This window comes from Bacillus sp. FJAT-14266 (assembly GCF_001719225.1).
GTDB classification, from domain to species: domain Bacteria; phylum Bacillota; class Bacilli; order Bacillales; family Bacillaceae; genus Bacillus; species Bacillus subtilis.
Genome location: NZ_CP017072.1, coordinates 560,548 through 585,531, shown reverse-complemented (window position 1 = coordinate 585,531; position 24,984 = coordinate 560,548). Strand labels below are relative to the sequence as shown.

The window sequence follows — 24,984 nt, the reverse complement described above, 5'->3', positions numbered from 1 at the left end:
AGCGGGCTCACACCCGCTTTTTCTGTTTGTTATGGACGGATTACAAGATTTGGTTTCTTTTTCAAGCTGTGTCTGCCGTCAACGAAACGAACAGTGCCCGATTTTGCACGGATAACTAAGCTTTCAGTTGTACCGACAGAGCCTTTGAATTGAACTCCTTTTAACAGCTCGCCGTCAGTAACCCCTGTAGCTGCAAAAATCGCGTCATCACCCTTCACAAGGTCTTCCATGCGAAGGACTTTGCTTAAATCAAGGCCCATTTTGTGACAGCGAGTGATTTCTTCTTCGCTTTGCGGAAGAAGTTTACCAATGATTTCTCCGCCGAGTGCTTTCAGCGCAACAGCTGAAAGCACACCCTCAGGAGCGCCGCCTGATCCGAACAGGATATCAACGCCCGTGTGGTCGAAAGCCGTGTTGATGGCGCCTGCGACATCGCCGTCATTGATCAATTTGATTCTGGCGCCGGCCTCACGAAGTTCGGAAATGATTTTTTCGTGTCTTTCACGGTTTAAAATTGTGGCAACGACGTCCTCAACGTCCTTGTTTTTCGCTTTTGCCACCGCTTTAAGGTTGTCAATGACAGGTGCTTCGATGTCAATGCAGCCCACCGCTTCCGGACCGACTGCGATTTTTTGCATATACATGTCAGGAGCATTCAGCAGAGTGCCGTGGTCTGCGACCGCGATCACCGTCAGCGCGTTCCAGCCGCCGCTTGCTAAGATGTTTGTGCCTTCAAGAGGGTCAACTGCGACATCAACGCGAGGTCCGTACCCGTTTCCGAGTTTTTCCCCGATATACAGCATTGGCGCTTCGTCCATTTCCCCTTCACCGATTACAACGGTCCCTTTCATCGGCACTGTATCAAAAACGTCTCTCATTGCACTTGTTGCCGCTTCATCAGCCTCATCTTTTTTTCCCCGGCCCATCCATCTTGCTGATGCCAATGCCGCAGCTTCTGTCACACGTACCAATTCCATTGATAAACTTCTTTCCATTTCAACACGATCTCCTCTCACAAGAAACCATTATGAATTTTGAAGCTGTTCTATTTCTTCGTCAGTCATTCTTTCACGCCAAATTGTCGCTCCAAGCCCCTCAAGCTTCTTCTCAAGGCTGCTGTATCCGCGGTCAATATGCTCCAGTCCCGTAATTTCCGTGACGCCATCAGCCATCAGTCCGGCTACCACCAAGCAGGCTCCGGCACGCAGATCACTTGCCTTCACTTTTGCGCCTTGAAGCTCGACAGGACCTGTGATGATGGCAGATCTGCCTTCTACTTTCATATTGGCACCCATTCGTCTCAGCTCATCAATGTGCTTGAATCTTGCCGAGTAGATGGTGTCTGTGACGACACTCGTCCCTTTCGCCCTTGTCAGGAGCGCCGTCATCGGCTGCTGTAAATCAGTCGGAAACCCCGGGTATACGAGGGTTTTGACGTCAACCGGCTTTAAGTTCTTCTGCCCGCCAACAATGAGGAGCTGGTCGTCGCTTGTTTCGATATGATAGCCCATTTCTCTCAGCTTTGCCGTTAACGACTCAAGATGAGTAGGGATGACGTTATCGATAATGACTTCCTTGCCCATTGCAGCCCCTGCAATCATAAATGTCCCGGCTTCAATTCTGTCCGGAATGATCGTATGCTTGCAGCCGTGCAGTTCCTTCACGCCGTCGATTCGAATCACATTGGTGCCCGCACCTTTGATTTTGGCGCCCATGCTGGTAAGCAATGTCGCGACGTCAATGATCTCAGGCTCCTTGGCAGCGTTTTCGATGATCGTTTTCCCTTCTGCCAAAACAGCGGCGAGCATAATGTTAATCGTTGCCCCAACGCTTACGACATCTAAATAAATCCGTGCGCCTCTCAGCCTTTCAGCTCGCAAATAAATGGCGCCTTGTTCATTGGTTACTTCAGCTCCGAGTGCTTCAAAGCCTTTGATATGCTGATCAATCGGACGGGGCCCTAAGTGACAGCCGCCAGGCAATCCAATGACCGCCTGCTTGAAGCGGCCGAGCATCGCCCCCATTAAATAATATGACGCGCGAAGCTTTTTTACTTTCCCGTTAGGAAGCGGCATGCTGATCATCGACGTAGGGTCAACAACCATTTCCCCATTCTCAAAATGCACGTTGCCGCCGATTTCCTTTAACAGGTCACGCAGCGTTTCAATATCTGAAATCTCTGGAAGCCCTTCAATTGTCACCTCGGAATTTGCCAAAATGGTTGCAGGTATTAACGCAACAGCGCTGTTTTTAGCGCCGCTGATATGTACTGTACCGTTTAACGAGTCACCGCCGGCAATATTCAACTTTTCCATGATAGTCTCCTTCCATAAGAAGATAGCTGCGGAGCTAAATAAAATGTCATTTTATTCTGTCTCTGCAAATAAAGCTCATGTCCAAAATCTAGCCAATTCGAAGAGAAAGAATACAACACATTGTAAAATATCAGGAAGAAAATAGCGAAGCTTTGGGGGGTACAGGTTTCAAAAGATGCACAGAGACCCGCCGGCTCGAGAGACATCGTCGTCATCCGGCAAAAGCAGTACGCATACCCTTCATTCCGATATCAGCTTCTGCAGCCCAATGATTCCTTCTCTGTAAAGCGGCGTCAGCATCTGAAGATCCGCTGTATCAGGTCGGTGAAATACAAAGGCCGCGGCAAACAGGCATAAAGCTGTTTGCCGCCCCTTTCATTATTTGTTCCAGTCTGCCAGGAATTGTTCGATTCCTTTGTCTGTTAACGGGTGTTTAGTGAGCGCATGAATGACTTTCAGCGGCATTGTGCCGATATGAGCCCCTCTAAGAGCAGCTTCTGTCACGTGCTGCGGATGGCGGATTGACGCTGCAATGATTTGCGTGTCAAGGCCGTGAATGTCAAAAATCTGTTTAACTTCTGAAATCAGGTCAAGCCCGTTGTGGCCGATGTCATCTAAACGTCCCAGGAATGGAGAGACATATGTTGCCCCCGCTCTGGCAGCAAGAAGCGCCTGGTTGGCATTGAAGATCAATGTAACGTTTGTTTTGATGCCTAAGTCAGTAAGTGCTCTTACCGCTTTTAAACCGTCAGACGTCATTGGGATTTTCACCGTAATGTTCGGAGCGATCTTCGCCAGTTCTTTTCCTTCCTCGATCATTTCCTCAGCTTTCAAAGAAATAACCTCTGCGCTTACAGACCCTTTCACGACGTCTGTGATCTCGCGAAGACGGTCGTGGAATGATACGTTAGCTTCCTTTGCTACTAAACTAGGATTCGTCGTTACACCGGCGAGAATTCCTAATTCATTCGCTTCTCTAATTTCATCGATATTGGCTGTATCAACAAAGAATAACATTTTCAAAAAGCCTCCCTGATTAAGAAATTTTCTGAACTGTGAATATGATTGCGCTTTCTAAAGATAGACGGAAAACCGCCTGTCAAGCTGTCAGGCGGCTATAAAAAGTTCCAATTGAATTAAGCTTGGTTTGAAGAACCAAATTCACGCATTTTACCGATAACTGTTTCTTTGATCGCTTCACGAGCTGGTCCAAGGTATTTACGTGGATCGTACTCGTCAGGCTTAGCTGCCAATGTTTCGCGAACAGCTTTTGCAGAAGAAATTTGGTTTTCAGTATTCACGTTGATTTTAGCTGTACCAAGTGAAATTGATTTTTTGATGTCAGCAGTTGGAATTCCAGTACCGCCGTGAAGAACTAGCGGAAGACCAGTTGATTTTCCGATCTCTTCCATTTCTTTGAAGCCAAGGTTTGGCTCACCTTTGTAAGGGCCGTGAACAGAACCTAATGCAGGTGCAAGGCAGTCGATGCCAGTGCGCTCAACAAGCTCTTGGCACTCTTTAGGATCAGCGTAGATTACGCCTTCAGCGATAACGTCATCTTCTTGTCCGCCTACTGTTCCAAGCTCAGCTTCTACAGATACTCCGTGGAAATGAGCAAGCTCAACAACTTTAGCAGTTGTTGCTACGTTTTCTTCAAATGGATGGTGAGAAGCGTCGATCATTACAGATGTGAAACCTGCATGAATCGCTTTCGCACAAGATTCAAAGCTTGAACCATGGTCTAAGTGAATCGCAACAGGAACTGTCACTTTGTACTCTTCCATAAGTGCTTTTACCATAGCAACGACTGTTTTGAAGCCGCCCATGTAGCGTCCCGCACCTTCGGAAACACCAAGGATCACTGGAGATTTTTCTTCTTCAGCTGCTTGTAAAATCGCTTGAGTAAACTCAAGGTTGTTTAAGTTAAATTGTCCTACAGCGTACCCTTTTTCTTTAGCTGTATTCAACATTTCCGTCATAGAAACTAAAGGCATGTCGAATGTCCTCCTTATGTAGCCTGATTGTCTTCTAGCGAAAAAAGCTTTCCACCCTAGCATGACCCATATATTGCTGTCATATGTAAATACTCAGATCGCTTTTTCTCCATAACTAGGATACCAACTTTTCGACAAATCGGCAACATAATGACATGATTCATTTGTTTCTTCTTTTTGTCAGTTAGACTTCAGGGGCAGATATTTTTTGACGGCGTCTCTGATTTCGTCGATGTCAAACGGCTTGGCAAAGTGCGTCAGAGCGCCCAATTCCTTCGATTCCTGGATCATGTCGAGCTCTCCGTATGCCGTCATGATAATGACCCGGATGTTTTCGTCAATGACCTTCATCCGTTTTAAGATTTCGATTCCGTCCATGCCGGGAATTTTCATGTCCAAAAGCACAAGGTCGGGCCGTTCTTTTGTCACAATGTCAAGCGCCTGCAGGCCGTTCGCAGCCTGAAACGTCTGGTAGCCTTCTTTATTGAACACTTCATTTAGCAAAATACGAATGCCGTATTGATCATCAACGATTAAAATTTTTTCATTCATCATTTTACACCCCAATATTATGATTTTCGTCAAAAGTAAGCAGTATTGTATGTATTCTGTTTGATTTTCCTATTTCCTTTAATTATAATAGTCTACTTTACGACATTTTCTGAGCATTTTCTCTTTTGTTGTATACTGATATTGTACGTTATAAAGGAGGATTCACTTATGTTGAAAATATTCACGACGCAGTTAACAGGTATTTTTTCCCGCATTCAGGATAAGGAATCTGACGCGATTGAAGATGGGGCGCGGCTGCTTGCTCAAGCGGTGATCAGCGGGCATTCCATTTATTTATACGGAGCGAATGAGCTTCAGGGCGTCTTTTATGAGGCCACCGAAAGCAAAGAACCCTTCCCATCTGTCAAAGCCTTTCCAGAAAACGCTGAGGAAGTGACAGAAAGCGACAGGGTGCTGATGTTTTGCTCAGGGACGGGCACAGCCGAAGAACAGGCGCTCGCAAAAGAGCTTTATGAAAAAGGTGCGGGAGTCGTATGCGTATCGCCCGCAGCCAAAGACAGTGCGGGAATAGAACAGTATTGTGATGTGCATATTGATTCTAAATTAAAAATGCCGCTTGTTCCCGATGAAGACGGCACCCGTTACGGGTTTCCCTCTTTAATGACAGCACTGTATGTCTATCACGCTTTATCGTTTACACTAAAAGAAATTCTGCAAGAGTATGCATAATATCTTATTGTACATGCTGGAACTTGCCGGAAACAAATAAAAAAGACTTGCCCGCTTTTGACAAACGGCAAGTCTTTTTTATTACTTCTGATTTGCAGCTTCGACAGACGCTCCGATAAAGCCTTTGAATAGAGGCTGAGGTCTTGTCGGTCTTGACTTGAACTCTGGGTGGAACTGAGAAGCCACGAACCAAGGGTGGTCTTTCAGCTCGATGATTTCAACAAGGCGTCCATCAGGGCTTGTGCCTGAGAATACGAAGCCTTGCTCTTCCATTTGCTGTCTGAATTCATTGTTAAACTCATAGCGGTGGCGGTGGCGCTCGTACACCACTTCATCCTGATACACTTCAAAGGCTTTCGTGCCTTCTTCAAGCTTACAAGGGTAAAGGCCGAGACGAAGCGTTCCCCCAAGATCCTCAACATCCTTTTGTTCAGGAAGAAGATCAATGATCGGGTATTGAGTTGACGGATCAATTTCCGCTGAGTGAGCGCCTTTTAAGCCCAATACGTTTCGTGCGTATTCAATAGACGCCACCTGCATGCCCAAGCAAATGCCCAAGAACGGAATGTTGTTTTCGCGCGCGTATTTTGTCGCGACGATTTTTCCTTCAACACCGCGGTCTCCGAATCCGCCCGGCACAATGATGCCGTCTGTTCCGCTTGTGAGTTCTGCGATATTGTTTTCTGTCACTTCTTCCGCGTTGATCCACTTCACTTTTACATCTGTGTCAAACGCATAGCCCGCATGGCGGAGAGACTCGACAACAGAAATGTATGCGTCAGGAAGCTCAACGTATTTGCCGACAAGGCCGATTGTAATCGTTTGAGACAGGTTGCTGACTTTGTTAACAAGCTCTTTCCACTCGGACATTTCCGCTTCTTTGCATGCCAATTTCATGTGCTCGCAAACAAGCTTATCAAGCCCTTGTTTTTGAAGCTCCAGCGGAATGGAGTAAAGGTTGTCCGCATCTTCACATTCAATAACCGCTTTTGTATCGATGTCGCAGAAAAGCGCGATTTTATCTTTCATATCTTGAGAAATCGGCATTTCTGTACGAACGACGATGATGTTTGGCTGAATGCCCAAGCTGCGCAATTCTTTTACGCTGTGCTGTGTCGGTTTTGTTTTTAATTCGCCAGCAGCTTTAATGTAAGGCACGAGCGTACAGTGGATGTACATTACGTTTTCACGGCCGATGTCGCTCTTCATTTGGCGGATCGCTTCAAGGAATGGCAGTGATTCGATGTCTCCGACAGTACCGCCAATTTCTGTAATGACAACATCTGCGTTTGTCTCTTTCCCTGCGCGGTAAACACGGTCTTTCAATTCGTTTGTGATGTGCGGAATGACCTGTACGGTTCCTCCAAGGTAATCTCCGCGTCGTTCTTTTTTAAGAACTGTTGAATAGATTTTACCTGTTGTCACGTTGCTGAATTTATTCAGGTTAATGTCGATAAAACGCTCATAGTGACCAAGGTCCAAGTCTGTTTCAGCGCCGTCATCCGTTACGAATACTTCACCGTGCTGGTACGGGCTCATTGTTCCCGGGTCAACGTTGATGTATGGATCGAATTTTTGAATCGTCACGTTCAGTCCGCGGTTTTTCAGCAAACGCCCTAATGAAGCTGCTACAATACCCTTTCCAAGTGAGGATACAACTCCCCCGGTTACAAAAATATATTTCGTCATTTCGTTTGCTCCTCTCTTCGCTCTTAGCTACATTTTTAAAATGTACTATTTTATAAAAAATCATTTAGCCTTTTAAATGATTTATAAGAAAAATGAGGGGTGAAAATAAGAAAGCTCCCTTTCAATTTCTTGAAAGGGAGCATAACGTACTATGTTCTCTCTTCGTTTTTGAAGAGCCCAAAATACATACTACCTAGTTCGACTATGAAAGTCAAGATCGTTTTGAAGATGAAATCTGATACTATTTAATTTCCTCTTCTTCATCATCATAGTCTTCATCATCTTCATCAACAATATCTTCTTCGATCTCAAGATCGTCGTCGTCTTCGTCAAGATCTTCATCGTCAAAATCGTCGGCTTCAAGATCGAGTTCTTCCTCAACTTCATCCAAATCAAGGTCGTCTTCGTCGATCTCTTCAAACTCGTCAAGATCAAGATCTTCTTCGACTGCTTTCTTCGCTTTTTTCTTTTTCGCCTTGACTGTCGGCTGAGTTTCTTCATCAAGCTGATCATACGGATACCAGCTGCGAAGCCCCCACGTCTGGTCAGAAAGCGCCAGGAAGCGGCCGTCAATGTTTAAATCTGTATAAAATTGAGCGATGCGGTCTCCAAGCTCTTCTTTTTTCACGCCGAGCAAAGATGCGATTTCATTTAAAAGCTCCTGAAAAGGAACTGGTTTTTTATGTTCTTCAAATAATTCGTGAGCGATTTCAACTAAAGCCATTTCCTTTAGCTCTTCCTGTGAATATTGTTTGATACCCAAGGTCGGACACTCCCTTTCTATTACTTATATGTATCTGTTTTATCAATAATGAAAGCGATTTTGTATCGTTCTTATACAAACCATACCTCTCATTATAAACAAAATAAAACAGAATATGCTACCCTTAACAGCGTTAATTTAAATAATTTTACAAGAGTGATCCGACTGAGAGATGTTTTCCGTTAATCCGCGAGCATTCTGGAGATGACCAGTCTTTGAATTTCTTGAGTGCCTTCATAGATTTGCGTGATTTTTGCATCACGCATATAGCGTTCCACCAGATAATCTTTTGTATAGCCGTAGCCGCCGAAAATCTGCACAGCTTCGGTCGTTACCTTCATCGCCGTATCCCCAGCCATCAGTTTGGACATGGCGGAAGCTTTTCCATATGGGAGGCCCGATGATTCTAACCACGCAGCCTGATAGGTCAATAGCCTTGAAGCTTCTATCATTGTCGCCATATCCGCGAGTTTAAAAGCGATGCCCTGCTGCTCGGCGATCGATTTTCCGAATTGCTTTCGCTCTTTTGCATATAGAAGCGCCGCATCAAGCGCTCCTTGGGCGATGCCTACGGCTTGTGCAGCTATGCCGTTTCTGCCTCCGTCAAGCGTCTTCATCGCGATTTTGAAGCCTTCTCCTTCTTCTCCGAGACGCTTTGATGCGGGCACTACACAATCTTCGAACATGATTTCCGTTGTCGGTGAAGAACGGATGCCCAGCTTCTTTTCTTTCTTGCCTGTAAAAAATCCTTCAAAATCCTTTTCTACTATAAAAGCGGTAATGCCTTTTTTCTTTTTCTCGGGATCGGTGACGGCAAAAACAATGTAAATATCAGCAACGCCGCCGTTTGTGATAAACACTTTGGAACCATTTAACACATAGTCATCGCCGATTCGTTCAGCAGTTGTTTTCATGCTGCCGGCGTCAGAGCCAGACCCTGCTTCGGTCAAAGCGAATGCGCCGATTTTCTCTCCGAGGGCCAGCTGTGTTAAGTACTCTGTCTTCTGTTCCTCTGTCCCAAAGGCAAACAGCGGCCAGCTGCAAAGAGAGATATGGGCGGAAAGCGTCACACCGGTGGAGGCGCACACTTTTGACAGCTCCTCCACCGCGATAACGTAGGCTAAATAGTCACTTCCGATTCCGCCGTAATCTTCAGGCCACGGAATTCCCGTCAGCCCCAGATTTGCCATTTCCCGAAACAACTCGCGATCGAAGCGTTCTTGTTCGTCCCGTTCTGCCGCTGTCGGGGCCACCTCATGCTTCGCAAAATCGCGCACCAATTTTCGTATCATCTCATGTTCTTCTGATAATGAAAAATTCATTGCTTCTCCCCCATTTTCAGATCAGCGCCTAAAACGGATTGAGCCAGAAGCTCGACGACATCGTACGTTTTGACTTGGTCTTCGGCTTCCTTCGCCTTTGTGCCGTCCCCAAGCATCGTAAGACAATACGGACAGCCAGAACTGATCACCGATGGGTTGACTGCGAGCGCTTGCTCTGTCCTGGCGACGTTAATCCTGTTGCCTGTTTCTTCCTCCATCCACATTAATCCCCCGCCGGCTCCGCAGCACATGCCGGTTTCCCGGCTTCTCTCCATTTCAACAAGCTGCACGCCCGGAATGGCTTTCAAAATCTCTCTCGGCGGATCATAGACTTCATTGTACCGGCCCAAATAGCACGAATCATGGAAGGTAATCGTCTCATGAAGCGGGTGCTGCGGTCTTAATTTTCCGTTTTTCACAAGCTCGGCCAGCACTTCTGTATGATGATAAACCTCGCCTTCAAATCCGAAATCCGGATATTCGTTTTTAAATAAATTGTATGCATGGGGATCGATCGTAACGATTTTTTTGACATCATTTTTTTCAAATTCAGAAATATTCTTCTCAGCCAGCTCTTGGAACAAAAATTCATTTCCGAGGCGGCGCGGCGTGTCTCCTGAATTTTTTTCTTTATTGCCGAGGATCGCGAAGGACACGCCCGCGTGATTGAGCAGCTTGGCAAAGGAAATTGCGATTTTCTGGCTTCTGTTGTCGTAAGACCCCATGGAGCCTACCCAGAAAAGGTACTCAAATTCTTTTCCTTCTTTTTTCATTTCTTTTACAGTCGGAATCTCAGCATCCGGCGCCTCGTCACGCCAATTTTCACGTTCCTTGCGGTTGAGTCCCCACGGATTCCCCTGCCGCTCAATACTTGTCATTGCGCGCTGGGCGTCACTGTCCATTTTTCCTTCTGTCAGTACGAGGTAGCGGCGGAGATCGATGATTTTATCCACGTGCTCATTCATGACCGGGCATTGATCCTCACAGTTTCGGCAAGTGGTGCATGCCCAAATTTCTTCCTCTGTGATGACGTCGCCGATCAAGCTTGGATTGTAATCAAGCGCCGCTGCGGCTTCCTGCGATCCGCTGCCCGCTGACGAAGCAGCCAGCTGATTGCCTCTCGTATGCCGAAACGCTGCTGCGGGCACCCATGGGGAGCGCGAGGTGACGGCAGCGCCTTTTTCCGTGAGATGGTCTCTGAGACGCAAAATCAAGTCCATCGGAGAAAGCATTTTTCCGGTGCCTGTTGCAGGACACATATTTGTACAGCGGCCGCACTCGACACACGCGTACAGATCAAGCAGCTGAGACCGTCTGAAATCCTCAATTTTTCCCGCTCCGTAGCTTTCTTTCGTTTCGTCGGTAAAATCAATTTTTTCAAGTTTTCCGGCAGATTCCATTCGATTGAAAAAGACGTTTGCCGGGCCGGCGATTAAATGGGCATGCTTCGACTGAGGCACGTACACTAAAAAGCTAAGCAAGAACAGAAGATGGATCCACCATGCGATATAGAAAATCACCGCCGCGCCTGTTTTCCCGACACCGCTAAGCATAAACGCAATACCTGAGGCAATTGGCTCGCTCCAAGAAAGCCCATGCTCATGCCAAATCAGATTCATCCCGTTCCCAAGCAGAACGGTCAGCATTAATCCTCCGATAAAAATGAGAACGAGTCCGGCTTTGAAACCGCGTTTCAGCCTCACGAGCTTTTCGATATAACGTCTGTAGAATGCCCACCCAACAGCAATTAAAATGAGAAACGTAACAATTTCCTGAAAAAAGGTGAAGGCGGGATAGACCGGGCCAAGCGGCAGATTCCGGCCGGGAGCCAGTCCTTTGATGATAAAGTCAATTGCTCCGAACTGAACCAATATAAATCCGTAGAAAAACATGACGTGAATGATTCCGCTTTTCTTGTCCTTGAGCAGTTTTTTCTGTCCGAATACATTCACCCATATGGCGTGAAGCCTTTCCTTGAACCGTTGATCAAATTGTTCTTTCTGGCCGAGCTTGATGTAGGCCAGTCTCGTTTTGACCAAGTACACAAACAAATAGACAGCGTAAGCGGTTACAATCAGAAATAATAATGCATTTGCGATGAGAAAGCCGCTCATTCCAATTCCCCCTTTTTACTGATAAAGACCGCGATCCCCTACCCCCGAATCTGTATAAGATTATCTTTATGATAAATAATGAATGAGTGTTCAGTCAATAATTAAATTCCTGCTGTTCGGGCACACTACCTTTACTACGGAAAGGAGTGCCGGTATGAAGGTATTTATCGTGATTATGATCATTGTCGTTATTTTCTTTGCCTTGATTCTGCTTGATATCTTCATGGGCCGTGCCGGATACAGAAAAAAGGCGTACGAGCCTGTTTTTTCAAAAAAGAAGAGTGACATCGAATTGATCCACTGCGGCGCTGATCTCGTTGAGCGGATGATGAATGATATTCGCCAGGCCGCCTCTTCTGTTCACATGATGTTTTTTATTATGAAAAATGATGATGTCAGCCACAATATGTATACCTTGCTGAAAACAAAAGCCCAAGCTGGCGTATCCGTTTATTTGCTTCTGGATTGGGCGGGCTGCCGGGCAATTAAAAAAACGGCGCTGCAGACGATGAAAAATGCCGGCGTCCATGTCCATGTGATGAATCGTCCCCGTTTTCCTTTTTTCTTTTTTCACATGCAAAAACGGAATCACCGGAAGATTACGGTGATAGACGGAAAAATCGGTTATATCGGCGGATTTAATATCGCCGAAGAATATCTTGGAAAGAAGGCGAAGTTCGGCAATTGGGAGGATTATCATCTGCGCATGATGGGAGAAGGCGTACATGATCTTCAAACGCTTTTTGCTTCTGATCTAAAACGTAATACCGGAATCGTTCTGGGTTCGGATGTTTGGCCAAAGCTTCAGCAAGGGGCTATTTCTCACAAGATATATGCGACCGACGGTTATTCCCTTGAAAACATATACTTGGCCAACATTGCACAAGCGAAGAATCGCCTTACGGTTTGCACGCCTTATTACATTCCATCAAAACCGCTTCAAGAGGCCCTTATTAATGCAAGAAAAAACGGCGTATCCGTGAGAATCATTGTACCGATGAAATCAGACCATCCGCTGGTACGAGAAGCAGCTTTTACGTATTATTCGGAGCTCTTGGATGCCGGCTGTCTTATTTATCGTTATTATCAAGGATTTTATCATGTAAAAGCCCTCATCATAGACGACCATCTCAGCATAATCGGAACAGCCAACTTCGATAAACGGAGCCTGTTTTTAAATGAAGAGGTGAATGTCGAAATTGATGACGAAGCGTTTACAAGTGAAGTCTATGCCACGATTGAGGAGGATATGAAAAAGTCGGAGCTGCTGACGATGGAGGATTTCAGCAAGCGCACATTCAGGCAGCGCCCGGCGGAATGGCTCGGCAGGGCATTATCTTATTTCTTATAAAGGAGAGTTCCTATGATTTTCAGATTCGGGTTCGTTTCAAATGCGATGAGCCTTTGGGATGCGTCTCCCGCTAAAACATTGACATTCGCGCGTTATTCAAAGCTTTCAAAGACTGAAAGAAAAGAAGCGCTTCTGACTGTGACAAAAGCCAATTTGCGTAATACGATGAGAACCCTTCACTATATCATCGGCCACGGCATTCCTTTGTACCGTTTTTCCAGTTCGATTGTGCCGCTGGCTACGCATCCCGACGTGATGTGGGATTTTGTAACACCGTTTCAAAAAGAGTTTCGGGAGATTGGAGAGCTTGTTAAAACACATCAACTGCGAACAAGCTTTCATCCAAATCAATTCACTCTGTTTACGAGCCCGAAGGAATCCCTCACAAAAAATGCGGTAACCGATATGGCGTATCACTACCGCATGCTTGAGGCCATGGGCATTGCTGATCGCTCCGTTATCAACATTCATATTGGCGGCGCTTACGGAAATAAAGACACCGCCACTGCACAATTTCATCAAAATATAAAACAGCTGCCGCAGGAGATCAAAGATCGGATGACACTTGAAAATGATGATAAAACATATACAACGGAAGAAACGCTTCAGGTCTGTGAGCAGGAGGATGTTCCGTTTGTCTTTGACTTTCATCATTTTTACGCCAATCCAGACGATCACGCCGACCTGAATGTAGCACTGCCCCGCATGATCAAAACGTGGGAGCGGATCGGCCTTCAGCCAAAGGTTCACTTGTCTTCCCCAAAATCGGAGCAAGCGATACGCAGCCACGCCGATTATGTTGACGCCAACTTTTTGCTGCCGCTGTTGGAACGCTTTAGGCAATGGGGAACGAATATTGATTTCATGATTGAAGCAAAGCAGAAAGACAAGGCGCTTCTCCGCTTGATGGATGAATTAAGCTCCATCCGCGGTGTCAAACGCATCGGGGGCGGTGCGCTGCAATGGAAGTCATAAATGTGCAAAAATAGGTTTACGACTTGTCAGCTTTGGGAACTTAGCCTATATAAGACAACAATCGATGGAGGAGAAAGATCATGAAAAATATCAAGTCTCTGAAAGTAGCCGCACAGGCCTTTACTTTAAGAAATTTGATTCATCTTTATAAAATGTGCCATTCCGGAAGCCACGAGGTTTATATTTATTCAAAGAAAACGATGTGCAAAATCAAAAGCTTAATTGAGCTTGAAACGTTCCGCATGGCTCATAATGAAAAGGAATATCTGATCGTAGTTGAAGGAACAAAAGCATCACAGCTCATTGAAAAATTCCAAAATCTCATCGAGCCTGCTGAGAGAGAAGCGCTCTAACTTACATACAAAAAAGGATAGACATCTGTCTATCCTTTTTCTTATGCTCTTACATAATGGAGCTGAACCGCTTGTCCAAATTGTTTTGTCCCTTTTAACCGCAGTTTTGTTTCATTTGTTAGTTCGTGAAACAGCGGGATGCCGCTTCCTAAAACGACGGGAATAACAGTGATGATGAATTCGTCGATGGCATCTTCTTTCATAAAGGCATTCACAAGCTCTGCCCCGCCAGCTATCCAGATGTTTGAGCCTTTTTCCTGTTTCAAACGGGCAGTGAAGGCTCTGGCTCCCTCATTGATAAACGTCACATGTTCATCTTGATAACTGTCGGGCGATCCTGTAAAAACATAGCAGGTTTTATCCTGATACGGGAAAACCGGTGTTAGCACTTTAACGTGCTCATATGTGCTCCGCCCTAGAATGACTGTATCAACAGTCTGATAAAAATCACTGTAGCCGTTGTCACCTTCACCTTCAAATTCATCCAGCCAATCGATGCTTCCATCTTCTTTTGCGATCATCCAGTCCAATGAAACAGCAATGTACAGCACAGTTTTTCTTTCCATGTTCTCCTCCTATCGATGCACCATTTGCCCGAATTGCGCTTGATGCAGCCTGCTGTATAGGCCTCCGGCTTCGATCAGGTCTTGATGACGGCCTTGTTCTTCAATACCGTTGTTTGTGACGACTACAATTCTGTCCGCGTCTTTGATCGTCGCCAGCCTGTGGGCGATGACAAGCGTCGTGCGCCCCTCAGACAACTCTTGAAGCGCCTTTTGGATCGCCGCTTCCGTCTCTGTATCAAGAGCTGAGGTGGCTTCGTCGAGAATCAAGATCGACGGATTTTTCAAGAACATCCTTGCAATTGACAGACGCTGTTTTTGCCCGCCGGAAAGCTTCACGCCGCGTTCGCCAATCATAGTATTCAACCCATCGGGCATGTTATGGACGAGCTCTTCCAGATGCGCCTGCTTCACAGCTTGCCAAATGTCTTCTTCTGATGCGCCTAGTCGGCCGTAGGCGATATTTTCTCTAAGCGTGCCCGAGAATAAGAAAACGTCCTGCTGCACGACTCCAATCTGCCCGCGCAACGAAGAAAGCGTCATGTCTTTTATACTGATGCCGTCAATCGTAATGTCGCCCTCTGATGCTTCATAAAAACGCGGAAGCAGACTGCAAAGCGTTGATTTCCCCGCACCTGACGGACCGACGAACGCCACCGTTTCCCCCGCTTGAATGGATAGGTTGATGTCATTGAGGACATTGTGATGGTCATCATAGCCAAACGAAACATGTTTATAGCGGATATTGCCCTTCAGGCCGGAAACATCTTTCGCATCAGGCGAGTCCTGAATATCCGGCTCTGTCTCCATGAGCTCCATATAGCTTTTGAAACCCGCGATCCCCCTCGGATACATTTCGATAATGGCATTAATTTTGTCAATAGGCCTGAACAGCACATTCGTCAGGAGCACAAACGCCACAAATTCCCCGTACGATAAGGAGCCGCGAATGACAAACCACGTCCCGCACAAAAGGACAAACAGCGTGACAAACCGGGTCAGCATATAGCTGATTGAACCGTTTTTCGCCATGATTTTGTAGGAAGAAAGCTTTGTGACACGAAAACGCTGGTTATTGACGGCGAAACGTTCTTTTTCAAACGCTTCATTTCCGAACGCCTGCACAAGCCGGATGCCGCCGATGTTATTTTCTACACGCGCGCTGAAGTCTCCGATATCCTTGTTCAGCGTGGTAAATGCTTTGGTCATTTTTTTGTTGAAATAAAGCGCTAGCCAAATGACGATCGGCATAATGATAAACGTTAATAAAGCAAGCTGCCAGTTAATAAACAGCATCACTCCGAACGCCCCGAGAATGGTCATGACCGCAATGAATAAGTCTTCCGGACCGTGATGGGCGACTTCACCGATATACATTAAATCGTTCGTGAGCTTCGACATCAGCGTTCCCGTCTTGTTGTTGTCGTAAAATTTGAACGAGAGCTTTTGCAAATGGTCAAAAAGCGACTTTCTCATATCAGTCTCAATATTGATACCAAGCATGTGTCCCCAGTAGGTCACGATATACTGAAGAGCCGAGCTGAGCGCGTACACCGCAAATAACCCGATTGAGGTCGCGATGATAAGTCCCCAGTCCCTGCCCGGCAGCAAGGTATCAATAAAATAATTGACGATCAAAGGAAAACTCAGCTCCATTAAACCTCCCGCGATCGCTGAGAAAAAGTCGAGAAAGAACAACGTTTTATATGGTTTATAATATGAAAAAAATTGCCGCAGCACCCTATCTTCCCCCAATGTATAAATAACTGATAATATTTCTCAATTATACTATACACGGGCTGTTTTGAAAGATCAGATTTCTTTTTTCTTACAGAACACCTGAAAACAGGCGGGCAAATGACTCTTTTGTCCGGTCAGCCACGCCTCTTTTATAAAAGCCGACAGGGCTGAGCTTTTCACTTTCCTGCATATCTTCTTCAAAATGGGCCTCAAGGGTTCGGATCGCTTCGGCATCCGTGAAGAACACATTCACTTCAAAGTTGAGCTGAAAGCTGCGCATGTCCATATTCGCGGTACCGACGGAGGCGAGATCGCCATCAATGATCATGACTTTTTGATGCATGAAGCCTTTTTGGTAGGAGTACACTTCAATGCCCTCAAGGAGCAGCTCCGGGAAATAGGACCTCGACGCGTATTGGGTCAAAAAGCTGTCGTTCTTCTCCGGCACCATAACCCTTACCTCTACCCCCTTTGTCGCCGCTGCTTTTAGCGCCGTGCGAATGGATTCATTGGGGACAAAATAGGGCGTGGCGATCCATATTGATTTCTGCGCTGAAGAAATCATTTCATAATAAAGATCGCTCATGCTTTCCTTCATGTCAGGGCCTGTCGCGACAATTTGATAAATGCCTCCTCCTTCCACGGGAACCGGGGTATTGTACTCCTCTTGATCAATTAACACTTCATTGGAGACGTATTCCCAATCCAGCATAAAGATAGCGTGGAGCGTTTGCACAATTTCCCCCTCAAGCCGCAGGTGTGTATCTCTCCAAAATCCGATGTACGGATCTCTGCTGATATATTCCTTCCCAACATTTAATCCACCCACAAAACCGGTTTTCCCATCGATGATCACGATTTTCCGGTGATTTCTGAAATTCAGCTTCTGGTTGAAAAACCCGTATTTCAGCGGAGAAAACGGGACGATGTCCACCCCCGCTTGTTTCATTCTCATAATATCTCTTCTTGCTAGCTTCATGCTTCCTGCCGCATCGTATAAAAACCTCACCTCGACACCCTGGCGCGCTTTCTCCATCATAATATCCATCATGCCGCGTCCGAGCATGTCTGATTTAAACATGTAGTATTCAATATGTATGTAAGATTCCGCTTTTCTCATTGCTTTGAAAATGTCCGGGAAGGTTTCTTCGCCGTTTTTCAGCACTTTGATGTTGCTTTTCGTATTGATATTCATATGGGCAGCCCTGATGGAATATGTAAAGAACCTCTCTTGATTGTCCTTCAGCCCTGTCACTTCGGGCGTTTCCTCCTTGTCAAACAGCTTCCTGAGCTTTTCCCTGTTGTACATTCGTTTTGTCTTAAACAGCTTTCCCTTTACATAAAGCTGTCCCGAAAACAGATAAAACACGTAGCCGACGATTGGAAAAAAGACAAGAATATGGATCCATAGCAGCGTGTGCTGCGAGGTGCGGTTTTCAAGAATTAATGAATAGATGCTGAACAAAATAATGCTTATATAGCAAAGCAATCCTCCGTAAAACTCAAGCCTGGAAACCGGAAAAAACCAAATGACATATGCCCCGATGAGCATCATATATAAAAAGAAAAATTCCAGTCTCCTTTTCAGCATCCTGATTCTCTCCAATCTGATTCAATTACCTCTGTATTACCTCTTTTTTCTAATCGATAAACCTTGTAAGTAAAAAACCTCTCCGCCAAAAGAGGAGAGGTTTAGAGAAAACTAACTGTCAGGGAATTCATCCGCATCGTTTCTGCAGAAATAAAGCAAGACTATTGGCAACGCCGAGTGACAACATGAGCGGCAGGCCGAACCCGCTCAGCACTCCGGCAAGCGCCGAAAAGAAGGCGGCGCTGTGACTGCAAATACGGTGGATAGAGTAAATTTGATACCCATTCTGATGAGAAAAATATATAAAACGGGATATTGATCAGAAAGAAAATAAGGAGTTAGTCAGGCTGAGTCATAATCTGCTGTTCCGCCGGTTTAAAATGAGTAAAATCCGTTTTATTCTTGATGTTATTTCCAAATACAAACACAACAGGATTCCCGGCCGCCCAGCCATTACCTTTTCAGAAGATATCTTATGTTTTCATCAAGATAAAAAAATCCCCCTCTTCAAGGGGGATTTTCACGAGCGTTTCCGATATACAACGTAGCTGCGGGTCAGATACTTGAGCGGCAGACTGAACACATGAACCAATCTTGTAAACGGCCACAGGATAAAAACGACGTAGCCTATCACAATATGAAACTTAAACCATAGCGGGACACTCTCCATCAAAGAGGCGTCAGGCCTGAACAAAACGATTTCCCTGAACCACGGCCCGACTGTGGTCCGGTAATCAAATCCTTTCGAATCAATGTTGAGAAACGTGGCCGCAACGCCCGACAGCATCATGAACAGCAGCAGGAGCAGCGTAAGGATATCGGATGGCGAGCTCGTTTTGCGGATTCTTTTGTCAAACAGCCTTCTGTACGTCAGGATGACAAGTCCGGTACATGCCGCAATGCCCGCCGTCAAGCCAGCGCCAATCGCCATTTTGTGATACATATGCTCTGAAATGCCAAGGGAAGCATACACGCCTTCCGGGATCAGAATCCCCATGACATGCCCGCCGACAACGCACAGCAGTCCCCAGTGAAAAAGTGTGCTGCCCGCCGCAAGTTTTTTCTTTTCTAACATCTCGCTTGATTTCGCCGTCCAGCCAAATTGGTCATGCTGGTAGCGGTAAATATGGCCGCCGATAAAGATTGTCAATACAATGTATGGCATAATACCCCAGAGGATCTGCCCGCTCATGCCTGAACAGCCCCTTCAACGCTTTCACGTACGCCAATGTTTTCAAGCGCGGCCAGCAGCACGTGCAGCAGTTCAGCGTATATACTGTCATTTTTTTCGAGACGGGATGCCAGCTCCCTCACATTGGACAGATATTTCTCAAACACGCTTCTCGCTGCTTCAATTTCTGCAGCCGCAGCAAATTCCAGCATCAGCGGCAGATAATCAGGCAGCTCTTTCTCTGTCGGCAGGAAACCGGATTGCTCGTATGTGTTTTTTAAATGCAGCAATTCAACGCCGCGTTCCCTTTGCTCGCCCGAGTTAAAGTAGGTGACATACATATTTGTTTTTTTCCCAAAGTCGAATGTATAGACATAGTGTTCAATCAGCGCTTCCGGTGAAAAGCTGGCTGACGCTTCGAAAAAGTGCAGCAGCTTCTCCCGGATTTGCCGGTTGCTGATTTCATGGATAAGAGCCTTCCAATCGGGAATCTCGGCTCTCCACTCTTCATCCGGATAAGAGAGAAGAGTGGAAAGAGCGGAGAACGTCATTTGCCGGTCTGTGGTGTTCATCTTGTTACACCTCATTTATCAAAAGTTAGAAACAGGAGCCGGGGCCGCCTGAAAATGATAAGCCGCAGCTCCCTTGTTCAGCATATAAATCTGAAACTTCTTCTCGATGACTGCTCGGTATCACAAAGCGGTCATCATATTTGGCAATCGCAAGCAGCCGATACATATCTTCAATTTGCTGTTCTGTTAAGCCGACACTGGAGATCAGTTCCGGGTCGATTGATTTATTCGTCTGGATCGCTCTCATATACTGGCGCATGACAGACATTTTCTTCAACGTTGACCGAATATGATCCGTATCACCGGCTGTTAACAGCTGCGCCAAATAATCTATCGGGATTCTCATTTGGTCGATAGCCGGAAAAATATCTTCCGCGGATTGCCGGCTGCCTTTTCCTTCAAAGAGATTCATAATCGGGCTGAGCGGCGGAATGTACCACACCATGGGCAACGTGCGGTACTCTGGATGAAGCGGCAGCGCAATCTTCCAGTCAATGATCATTTTATAGATCGGCGATTGCTGCGCAGCCTCTATCCATTCAGCCGGAATGCCTTGTTCTTTTGCCAGCTTGGCAACCTCAGGATCATTTGGATCAAGAAAAACGTCCAATTGGGAATGGTAGAGATCCTTTTCATTTTCAACAGATGCCGCTTCCTCCACTTTGTCCGCGTCATACAGCATGACGCCGAGGTAGCGGATTCTGCCAACACACGTCTCAGAGCAGATGGTTGGCAGTCCCGCCTCCAAACGCGGAAAGCAGAGTGTGCATTTTTCCGCTTTGTTCGTTTGCCAGTTAAAATAGACTTTTTTATAAGGACAGGATGAGACGCAATATCTCCATGAACGGCATGCATTTTGATCCACAAGCACAATGCCGTCCTCCTCGCGTTTGTACATGGCGCCGGATGGACAGGATGAGACGCACGCCGGGTTGATGCAGTGCTCGCAAATACGGGGCAAATACATCATAAAAACCTCATCGAATTCTGTTTTGATCGATTCCTCCATCTTTTGTACATTGGGATCTTCAAGTCCCGTTATGTGGCCGCCCGCGAGATCATCCTCCCAGTTCGGACCCCATTCGATATTCATGAAATCCCCCGTCAAGGACGATTTCGGGCGTGCTACTGGCTGGTGTTTTTTCTGCGGGCTGTTCGTTAATGTTTCATAATCATAGTTCCAGGGCTCATAGTAATCATCAATCGACGGCTGATTCGGATTATAGAAAAGGCCTGCAAGCCGATTGGTTTTCGAGCCCGATTTCAGCTCGAGCTTTCCTTTTTTCAATGTCCAGCCGCCTTTATATTTGTCCTGGTCCTCCCATTGCTTCGGGTAGCCGATGCCCGGCTTTGTTTCTACATTATTGAAGTACATATATTCCGCACCGGAACGGTTTGTCCACGTGTTTTTGCAGGTGACGCTGCACGTGTGGCAGCCGATGCATTTATCCAAGTTCATGACCATACCGATTTGCGCTTTAATCTTCAAGCCAATCGACCTCCTTCAGCTTGCGGATGACGACGTTCAGGTCGCGCTGATTCCCCGTTGGACCGTAATAATTAAAGCCGTAGCTGAGCTGGGCATAGCCCCCGATCATCTGGGTCGGCTTGACGTGTATCCTTGTCGGGCTGTTATGGGTGCCTCCGCGGTTATTCGTCAGCTTTGTGCCGGGCACGTTGATGTGGCGGTCCTGGGCATGGTGCATAAACGCCATTCCTTTAGGAATCCGATGAGACAAAACGGCTCTCGCGACGACAACACCGTTTCGGTTAAAGCATTCAATCCAATCGTTGTCTTTGATATCCGTGTCCTCTGCATCATCTTTATTCATCCACACGGTCGGCCCGCCGCGGAACAGCGTCAGCATCGGCAGAGAATCAAAATACATGCTGTGGACAGACCATTTATTATGCGGCGTCAAATAATTGAGGACGATTTCTTTTCCCTCTTGATCAGGCCGCTTGCTCAGAAACGGGCGATGCTGGAGGATCGGTTTGAATGTCGCCATCGTTTCACCGAATTCCATCATCAGTTCATGATCGACATAATAGGATTGTCTGCCTGTCAGCGTCCGCCACGGAATTAATTTTTCAACATTTGTTGTAAACGGCGAATACCTGCGCCCTCCTTTTTCAGAGCCGGAAAACGCCGGAGACGTGATCACCGTTTTCGGCTGGGCTGTAATTTGTTCGAACGTAAAGCATTCTTCCTCGCGTTCTTCCGCCAGGTCTTTCAGCTTCAGGTTTGTGATGTTTTCAAGTGATTCCCATGCTTTTACGGCGACCTTTCCATTCGAAGTGGATGATAGGGTTAAAACCGCTTCTGCCGCCTGCTTTGCTTCACTTATATTTGGACATCCCTTTGCCACGCTGTCTGAGGTGATTTCTCCCAGTCTCTGTTTGAGTGATTCATATTCATCGGCTATTGACCAGCTCATCCCTTTTGTTCCGCTCGGCTTTAAAGCAGCGTTAGGACCGAGTGCGGTCATTTTATGAAAAATGTGTTTGTAATCCCGTTCAACGACTTGGATGTTCGGCATCGTTTTTCCCGGAATGGCTTCACATTCGCCCTTGCTCCAGTCATTGATTTTGCCGAATGGCTGGGCCAATTCCTGCATGGTGTCGTGGAGCAGCGGCGTCGCAACCACTTCTTTCACCGGCTCCATATTGACTTCTTCTGCCAGATCGGAAACGGCTTTTGACAGCGCCTTGAAAATATCCCAGTCTGACTTCGATTCCCACGGAGCTGAGATCGCCGGAGCAAATGGATGAATGAACGGATGCATATCTGTGCTGCTGAGATCGTGTTTTTCATACCATGTCGCCGCCGGCAGCACGATATCGGAATACAGCGCCGTACCGGCCATTCGGAAGTCAAGATTGATTAACAAGTCGAGCTTTCCTTCCGGCGCCTGCTCCCGCCATTTGATTTCTTCAGGGCGGATGCTGTCGCTGTCGTCATTCATCAAGCCGTTCGTCGTCCCCAGCAAATGCTTGAGAAAATATTCATGCCCTTTTCCTGAGCTTGAGATCAGATTTGCCCGCCATACGAAGAGATTTCTTGGAAAATTCACTTCATTATCAGGATCTTCAATCGCGAATTTCAGTTTTTTCTCTTGGAGCTGTGAGGCCACGTACGCACCAACGTCTTCAGGTGTTGCTGCCCCTGCTTTTTCAGCTTCTTTATACAGATCGATGCCATTTTGATTGAAAGTCGGGTAAGACGGAAGCCACCCCAGCCGCGCGGCCAGCACATTGTAATCAGCGTGGTGCTTGTAGCGGGATGACGCAGCAATCGGTGATGCCAAATCACTGATCGGCTGGTCCTCATAACGCCACTGATCTGTCGCAAAGTAGAAAAATGAGGTGCCGTTTTGCAGCTTGGGCACGCCCTCCCAGTCCTTTGCAGTTGCAATCGTCTGCCACCCTTCAGCAGGTCGGAGCTTTTCCTGCCCCACGTAATGGGCCCAGCCTCCGCCGTTTACGCCTTGGGCGCCTACAAGTAAAACAAGATTTAACACTGCTCGGTAGATCGTGTCGGAGTTGAACCAGTGGTTAATGCCGGCCCCTACGATAATCATGGACCGGCCGTCTGTATCGATCGCATTTTGGGCAAACTCTCTGGCAATCTTAACGACAGCTTCTTTTTTGATTCCTGTCATTTGTTCCTGCCAGGCAGGCGTAAACGGCTCAGGGTCATCATAGGAGACAGCCGATCGTTCGCCGATGCCCCGGTTCACGCCGTAGTTAGCCAGTATCAAGTCAAACACGGTCGTGATGTACGTTTCTTCACCGTTCAGGTTCATTTTTTTAATAGGAAGATCCCGCTCGAGCACTTTGTTTCCGTCATTTGAAAAATACGGGATGCGCACCGTGCCGATTTCGTCCTCTATTCCCAGCACAGAGAGACGGGGTTCAATCGGTTCCCCGGTTTCTTCATCAATCATGTGCAGGTTCCATTTCTGCTGCCCGTCCCAGCGCGAGCCCATTGTCCCTTGGGGTATGGCAAATGAACTTGTCTGTTCATCCCAAACCGCAGGCTTCCACTGATCATGCTTTGTCTTCCGCCCGATGTCCTTCGCATGCAGAAACCGTCCCGCTGTGTATACGCCATTTTCTTTTGACAGAGTGACGAGAAATGGAAAATCAGTGTATTGCTTCGCGTACTCAATAAAACGTTCAGTTTCTTGGTTCACGTAAAATTCCTGCAGAATAACGTGACCCATCGCCATCGCAAGCGCCCCGTCAGTCCCTTGGCGAATACTCAGCCAGTCATCCGCGAACTTTGAGGATTCCGCAAAATCTGGACTGATCGAAATGACCTTAGCGCCTTTATAGCGGGCCTCCGCCAAAAAATGCGCGTCAGGCGTTCTCGTTAACGGAACGTTGGAGCCCCATGTGATAATATAGCCGGAATTGTACCAATCACTGCTTTCCGGAACGTCCGTCTGGTCACCCCAAATTTGCGGGGATGCTGGAGGAAGATCCGCATACCAGTCATAAAAACTGAGCATAGGGCCTCCGATTAACGACATAAACCGGGAGCCTGATGCGTGGCTGATCATGGACATGGCCGGAATCGGAGAAAAACCGACGTTTCGGTCAGGCCCGTATTTCATCACTGTATACAGCAGAGAGGCTGAAATCAGCTTCAGCACCTCCGGCCATTCAGCACGCACAAAACCGCCTTTCCCTCTCGCCTGTTTATAGGACTTCGCTTTTTCAGGGTTTTCGACGATCGATTTCCAGGCTTCCAATGGATTTTGATGTTCTTGCAGTGCCTCCCGCCATAAATTAATCAGTACACCGCGCACGTATGGATATTTCACACGCAGCGGGCTGTAGATATACCATGAAAAACTGGCCCCCCGCGGGCAGCCTCTCGGTTCAAAATCAGGCATATCCGGGCCTGTTGATGGATAATTCAAATTTTGCCCTTCCCACGTGACAATTCCGTTTTTCACATAAATATTCCAGCTACAAGACCCTGTACAGTTAACGCCGTGGGTGGAGCGAACGACTTTGTCGTACTGCCATCTGTTTCTGTATACATTCTCCCAATCGCGATCTTCGCGGGTGGTTTGGCTATGTTTATTTGAATGGTGTTCGATAGGAGAGAAATAATTCAATCTCCTAAACAACGGACTCCTTTTCTTTTTCTTCATGAGAGTTCACTCCTTCCGAGTCAGGTGATGCTAAGTTCACTATAAACAGAGACAGCGTGTTTCC

General features: G+C 46.7%; 20 protein-coding genes and 1 pseudogene. 4 read left to right on the top strand and 17 right to left on the bottom strand.

The genetic code is table 11. The annotated features are described in order from the left end of the window. Window positions 1–29: 29 nt before the first annotated feature. From glpX to spo0F, 5 genes are all read right to left on the bottom strand, one after another. Window positions 30–995 carry a class II fructose-bisphosphatase gene (glpX, locus tag BGM23_RS03080; protein WP_014481197.1) on the bottom strand — a complete coding sequence of 322 codons (966 nt, stop codon included), beginning with the start codon at window positions 993–995 and terminating at the stop codon, window positions 30–32. 30 nt (window positions 996–1,025) lie between these two features. Beyond that, the gene (locus BGM23_RS03075; RefSeq protein WP_003227628.1) at window positions 1,026–2,315 is read right to left on the bottom strand and encodes a UDP-N-acetylglucosamine 1-carboxyvinyltransferase; all 1,290 of its coding nucleotides are present in this window, start codon (window positions 2,313–2,315) and stop codon (window positions 1,026–1,028) included. Window positions 2,316–2,693: 378 nt separating this feature from the next. Continuing rightward, entirely contained in the window at window positions 2,694–3,332 is a 639-nt protein-coding gene (gene fsa / locus BGM23_RS03070) for a fructose-6-phosphate aldolase (protein WP_003227626.1), read from the bottom strand. A gap of 119 nt (window positions 3,333–3,451) precedes the next feature. Further along, entirely contained in the window at window positions 3,452–4,309 is an 858-nt protein-coding gene (locus tag BGM23_RS03065; RefSeq protein ID WP_003243339.1) for a class II fructose-bisphosphate aldolase, read from the bottom strand. Between the two features lie 180 nt (window positions 4,310–4,489). After that, window positions 4,490–4,864 carry a sporulation initiation phosphotransferase Spo0F gene (gene spo0F, locus BGM23_RS03060; RefSeq protein ID WP_003227621.1) on the bottom strand — a complete coding sequence of 125 codons (375 nt, stop codon included), beginning with the start codon at window positions 4,862–4,864 and terminating at the stop codon, window positions 4,490–4,492. 165 nt (window positions 4,865–5,029) lie between these two features. Here spo0F and BGM23_RS03055 point away from each other — a divergent pair, with 165 nt between their 5' ends. Continuing rightward, window positions 5,030–5,551, top strand: coding sequence for a DUF2529 domain-containing protein (locus BGM23_RS03055; RefSeq protein ID WP_029726065.1), 522 nt, complete (start codon window positions 5,030–5,032; stop codon window positions 5,549–5,551). Between the two features lie 81 nt (window positions 5,552–5,632). Here the strand turns inward: BGM23_RS03055 and pyrG are convergent, their stop codons facing one another. From pyrG to BGM23_RS03035, 4 genes are all read right to left on the bottom strand, one after another. Continuing rightward, window positions 5,633–7,240, bottom strand: a complete 1,608-nt coding sequence (pyrG, locus tag BGM23_RS03050; protein WP_003227612.1) for a glutamine hydrolyzing CTP synthase — start codon at window positions 7,238–7,240, stop codon at window positions 5,633–5,635. 241 nt (window positions 7,241–7,481) lie between these two features. Beyond that, window positions 7,482–8,003 (bottom strand): DNA-directed RNA polymerase subunit delta, encoded by a 522-nt coding sequence (rpoE, locus tag BGM23_RS03045; protein ID WP_014665742.1) that lies wholly within the window; start codon window positions 8,001–8,003, stop codon window positions 7,482–7,484. A 182-nt stretch (window positions 8,004–8,185) separates the two neighbouring features. Further along, the gene (gene acdA / locus BGM23_RS03040; protein ID WP_029726066.1) at window positions 8,186–9,325 is read right to left on the bottom strand and encodes an acyl-CoA dehydrogenase AcdA; all 1,140 of its coding nucleotides are present in this window, start codon (window positions 9,323–9,325) and stop codon (window positions 8,186–8,188) included. After that, window positions 9,322–11,439, bottom strand: a complete 2,118-nt coding sequence (locus tag BGM23_RS03035; RefSeq protein WP_029726067.1) for a heterodisulfide reductase-related iron-sulfur binding cluster — start codon at window positions 11,437–11,439, stop codon at window positions 9,322–9,324. The genes acdA and BGM23_RS03035 overlap by 4 nt, the downstream gene beginning before the upstream one ends. 154 nt (window positions 11,440–11,593) lie before the next feature. Between BGM23_RS03035 and cls (BGM23_RS03030) the strand changes: the two genes are divergently transcribed. The 3 genes from cls (BGM23_RS03030) to BGM23_RS03020 all read left to right on the top strand — a co-directional run bounded on the left by cls (BGM23_RS03030) (window position 11,594) and on the right by BGM23_RS03020 (window position 14,118). Then, window positions 11,594–12,790 (top strand): cardiolipin synthase, encoded by a 1,197-nt coding sequence (gene cls, locus BGM23_RS03030; protein ID WP_029726068.1) that lies wholly within the window; start codon window positions 11,594–11,596, stop codon window positions 12,788–12,790. Between the two features lie 12 nt (window positions 12,791–12,802). Beyond that, entirely contained in the window at window positions 12,803–13,765 is a 963-nt protein-coding gene (uvsE, locus tag BGM23_RS03025; protein ID WP_029726069.1) for a UV DNA damage repair endonuclease UvsE, read from the top strand. Window positions 13,766–13,845: 80 nt separating this feature from the next. Next, the gene (locus BGM23_RS03020) at window positions 13,846–14,118 is read left to right on the top strand and encodes a hypothetical protein (RefSeq protein ID WP_003227597.1); all 273 of its coding nucleotides are present in this window, start codon (window positions 13,846–13,848) and stop codon (window positions 14,116–14,118) included. Between the two features lie 41 nt (window positions 14,119–14,159). Here the strand turns inward: BGM23_RS03020 and BGM23_RS03015 are convergent, their stop codons facing one another. The 8 genes and pseudogenes from BGM23_RS03015 to BGM23_RS02980 all read right to left on the bottom strand — a co-directional run bounded on the left by BGM23_RS03015 (window position 14,160) and on the right by BGM23_RS02980 (window position 24,920). Continuing rightward, window positions 14,160–14,684 carry a dihydrofolate reductase family protein gene (locus BGM23_RS03015; protein WP_029726070.1) on the bottom strand — a complete coding sequence of 175 codons (525 nt, stop codon included), beginning with the start codon at window positions 14,682–14,684 and terminating at the stop codon, window positions 14,160–14,162. Between the two features lie 9 nt (window positions 14,685–14,693). Next, window positions 14,694–16,421 carry an ABC transporter ATP-binding protein gene (locus BGM23_RS03010; protein WP_029726071.1) on the bottom strand — a complete coding sequence of 576 codons (1,728 nt, stop codon included), beginning with the start codon at window positions 16,419–16,421 and terminating at the stop codon, window positions 14,694–14,696. An 88-nt stretch (window positions 16,422–16,509) separates the two neighbouring features. Then, complete coding sequence (gene cls, locus BGM23_RS03005; RefSeq protein WP_003242612.1) at window positions 16,510–18,012, bottom strand: cardiolipin synthase; 1,503 nt, start codon at window positions 18,010–18,012, stop codon at window positions 16,510–16,512. A 130-nt stretch (window positions 18,013–18,142) separates the two neighbouring features. Next, a pseudogene (locus BGM23_RS22085) lies at window positions 18,143–18,347 on the bottom strand (YitT family protein); the annotation flags it as partial. Window positions 18,348–18,532: 185 nt separating this feature from the next. Continuing rightward, window positions 18,533–19,204 carry a respiratory nitrate reductase subunit gamma gene (gene narI / locus BGM23_RS02995; RefSeq protein WP_046663996.1) on the bottom strand — a complete coding sequence of 224 codons (672 nt, stop codon included), beginning with the start codon at window positions 19,202–19,204 and terminating at the stop codon, window positions 18,533–18,535. Further along, on the bottom strand, window positions 19,201–19,755 hold the full coding sequence (narJ, locus tag BGM23_RS02990) for a nitrate reductase molybdenum cofactor assembly chaperone (protein WP_017696266.1): 555 nt from the start codon (window positions 19,753–19,755) through the stop codon (window positions 19,201–19,203). The genes narI and narJ overlap by 4 nt, the downstream gene beginning before the upstream one ends. A 25-nt stretch (window positions 19,756–19,780) precedes the next feature. After that, a complete protein-coding gene (narH, locus tag BGM23_RS02985; RefSeq protein WP_014481212.1) occupies window positions 19,781–21,244 on the bottom strand; it encodes a nitrate reductase subunit beta in 1,464 nt (487 codons plus the stop codon). Continuing rightward, the gene (locus tag BGM23_RS02980; RefSeq protein WP_046663997.1) at window positions 21,234–24,920 is read right to left on the bottom strand and encodes a nitrate reductase subunit alpha; all 3,687 of its coding nucleotides are present in this window, start codon (window positions 24,918–24,920) and stop codon (window positions 21,234–21,236) included. The genes narH and BGM23_RS02980 overlap by 11 nt, the downstream gene beginning before the upstream one ends. Window positions 24,921–24,984: the final 64 nt, after the last annotated feature.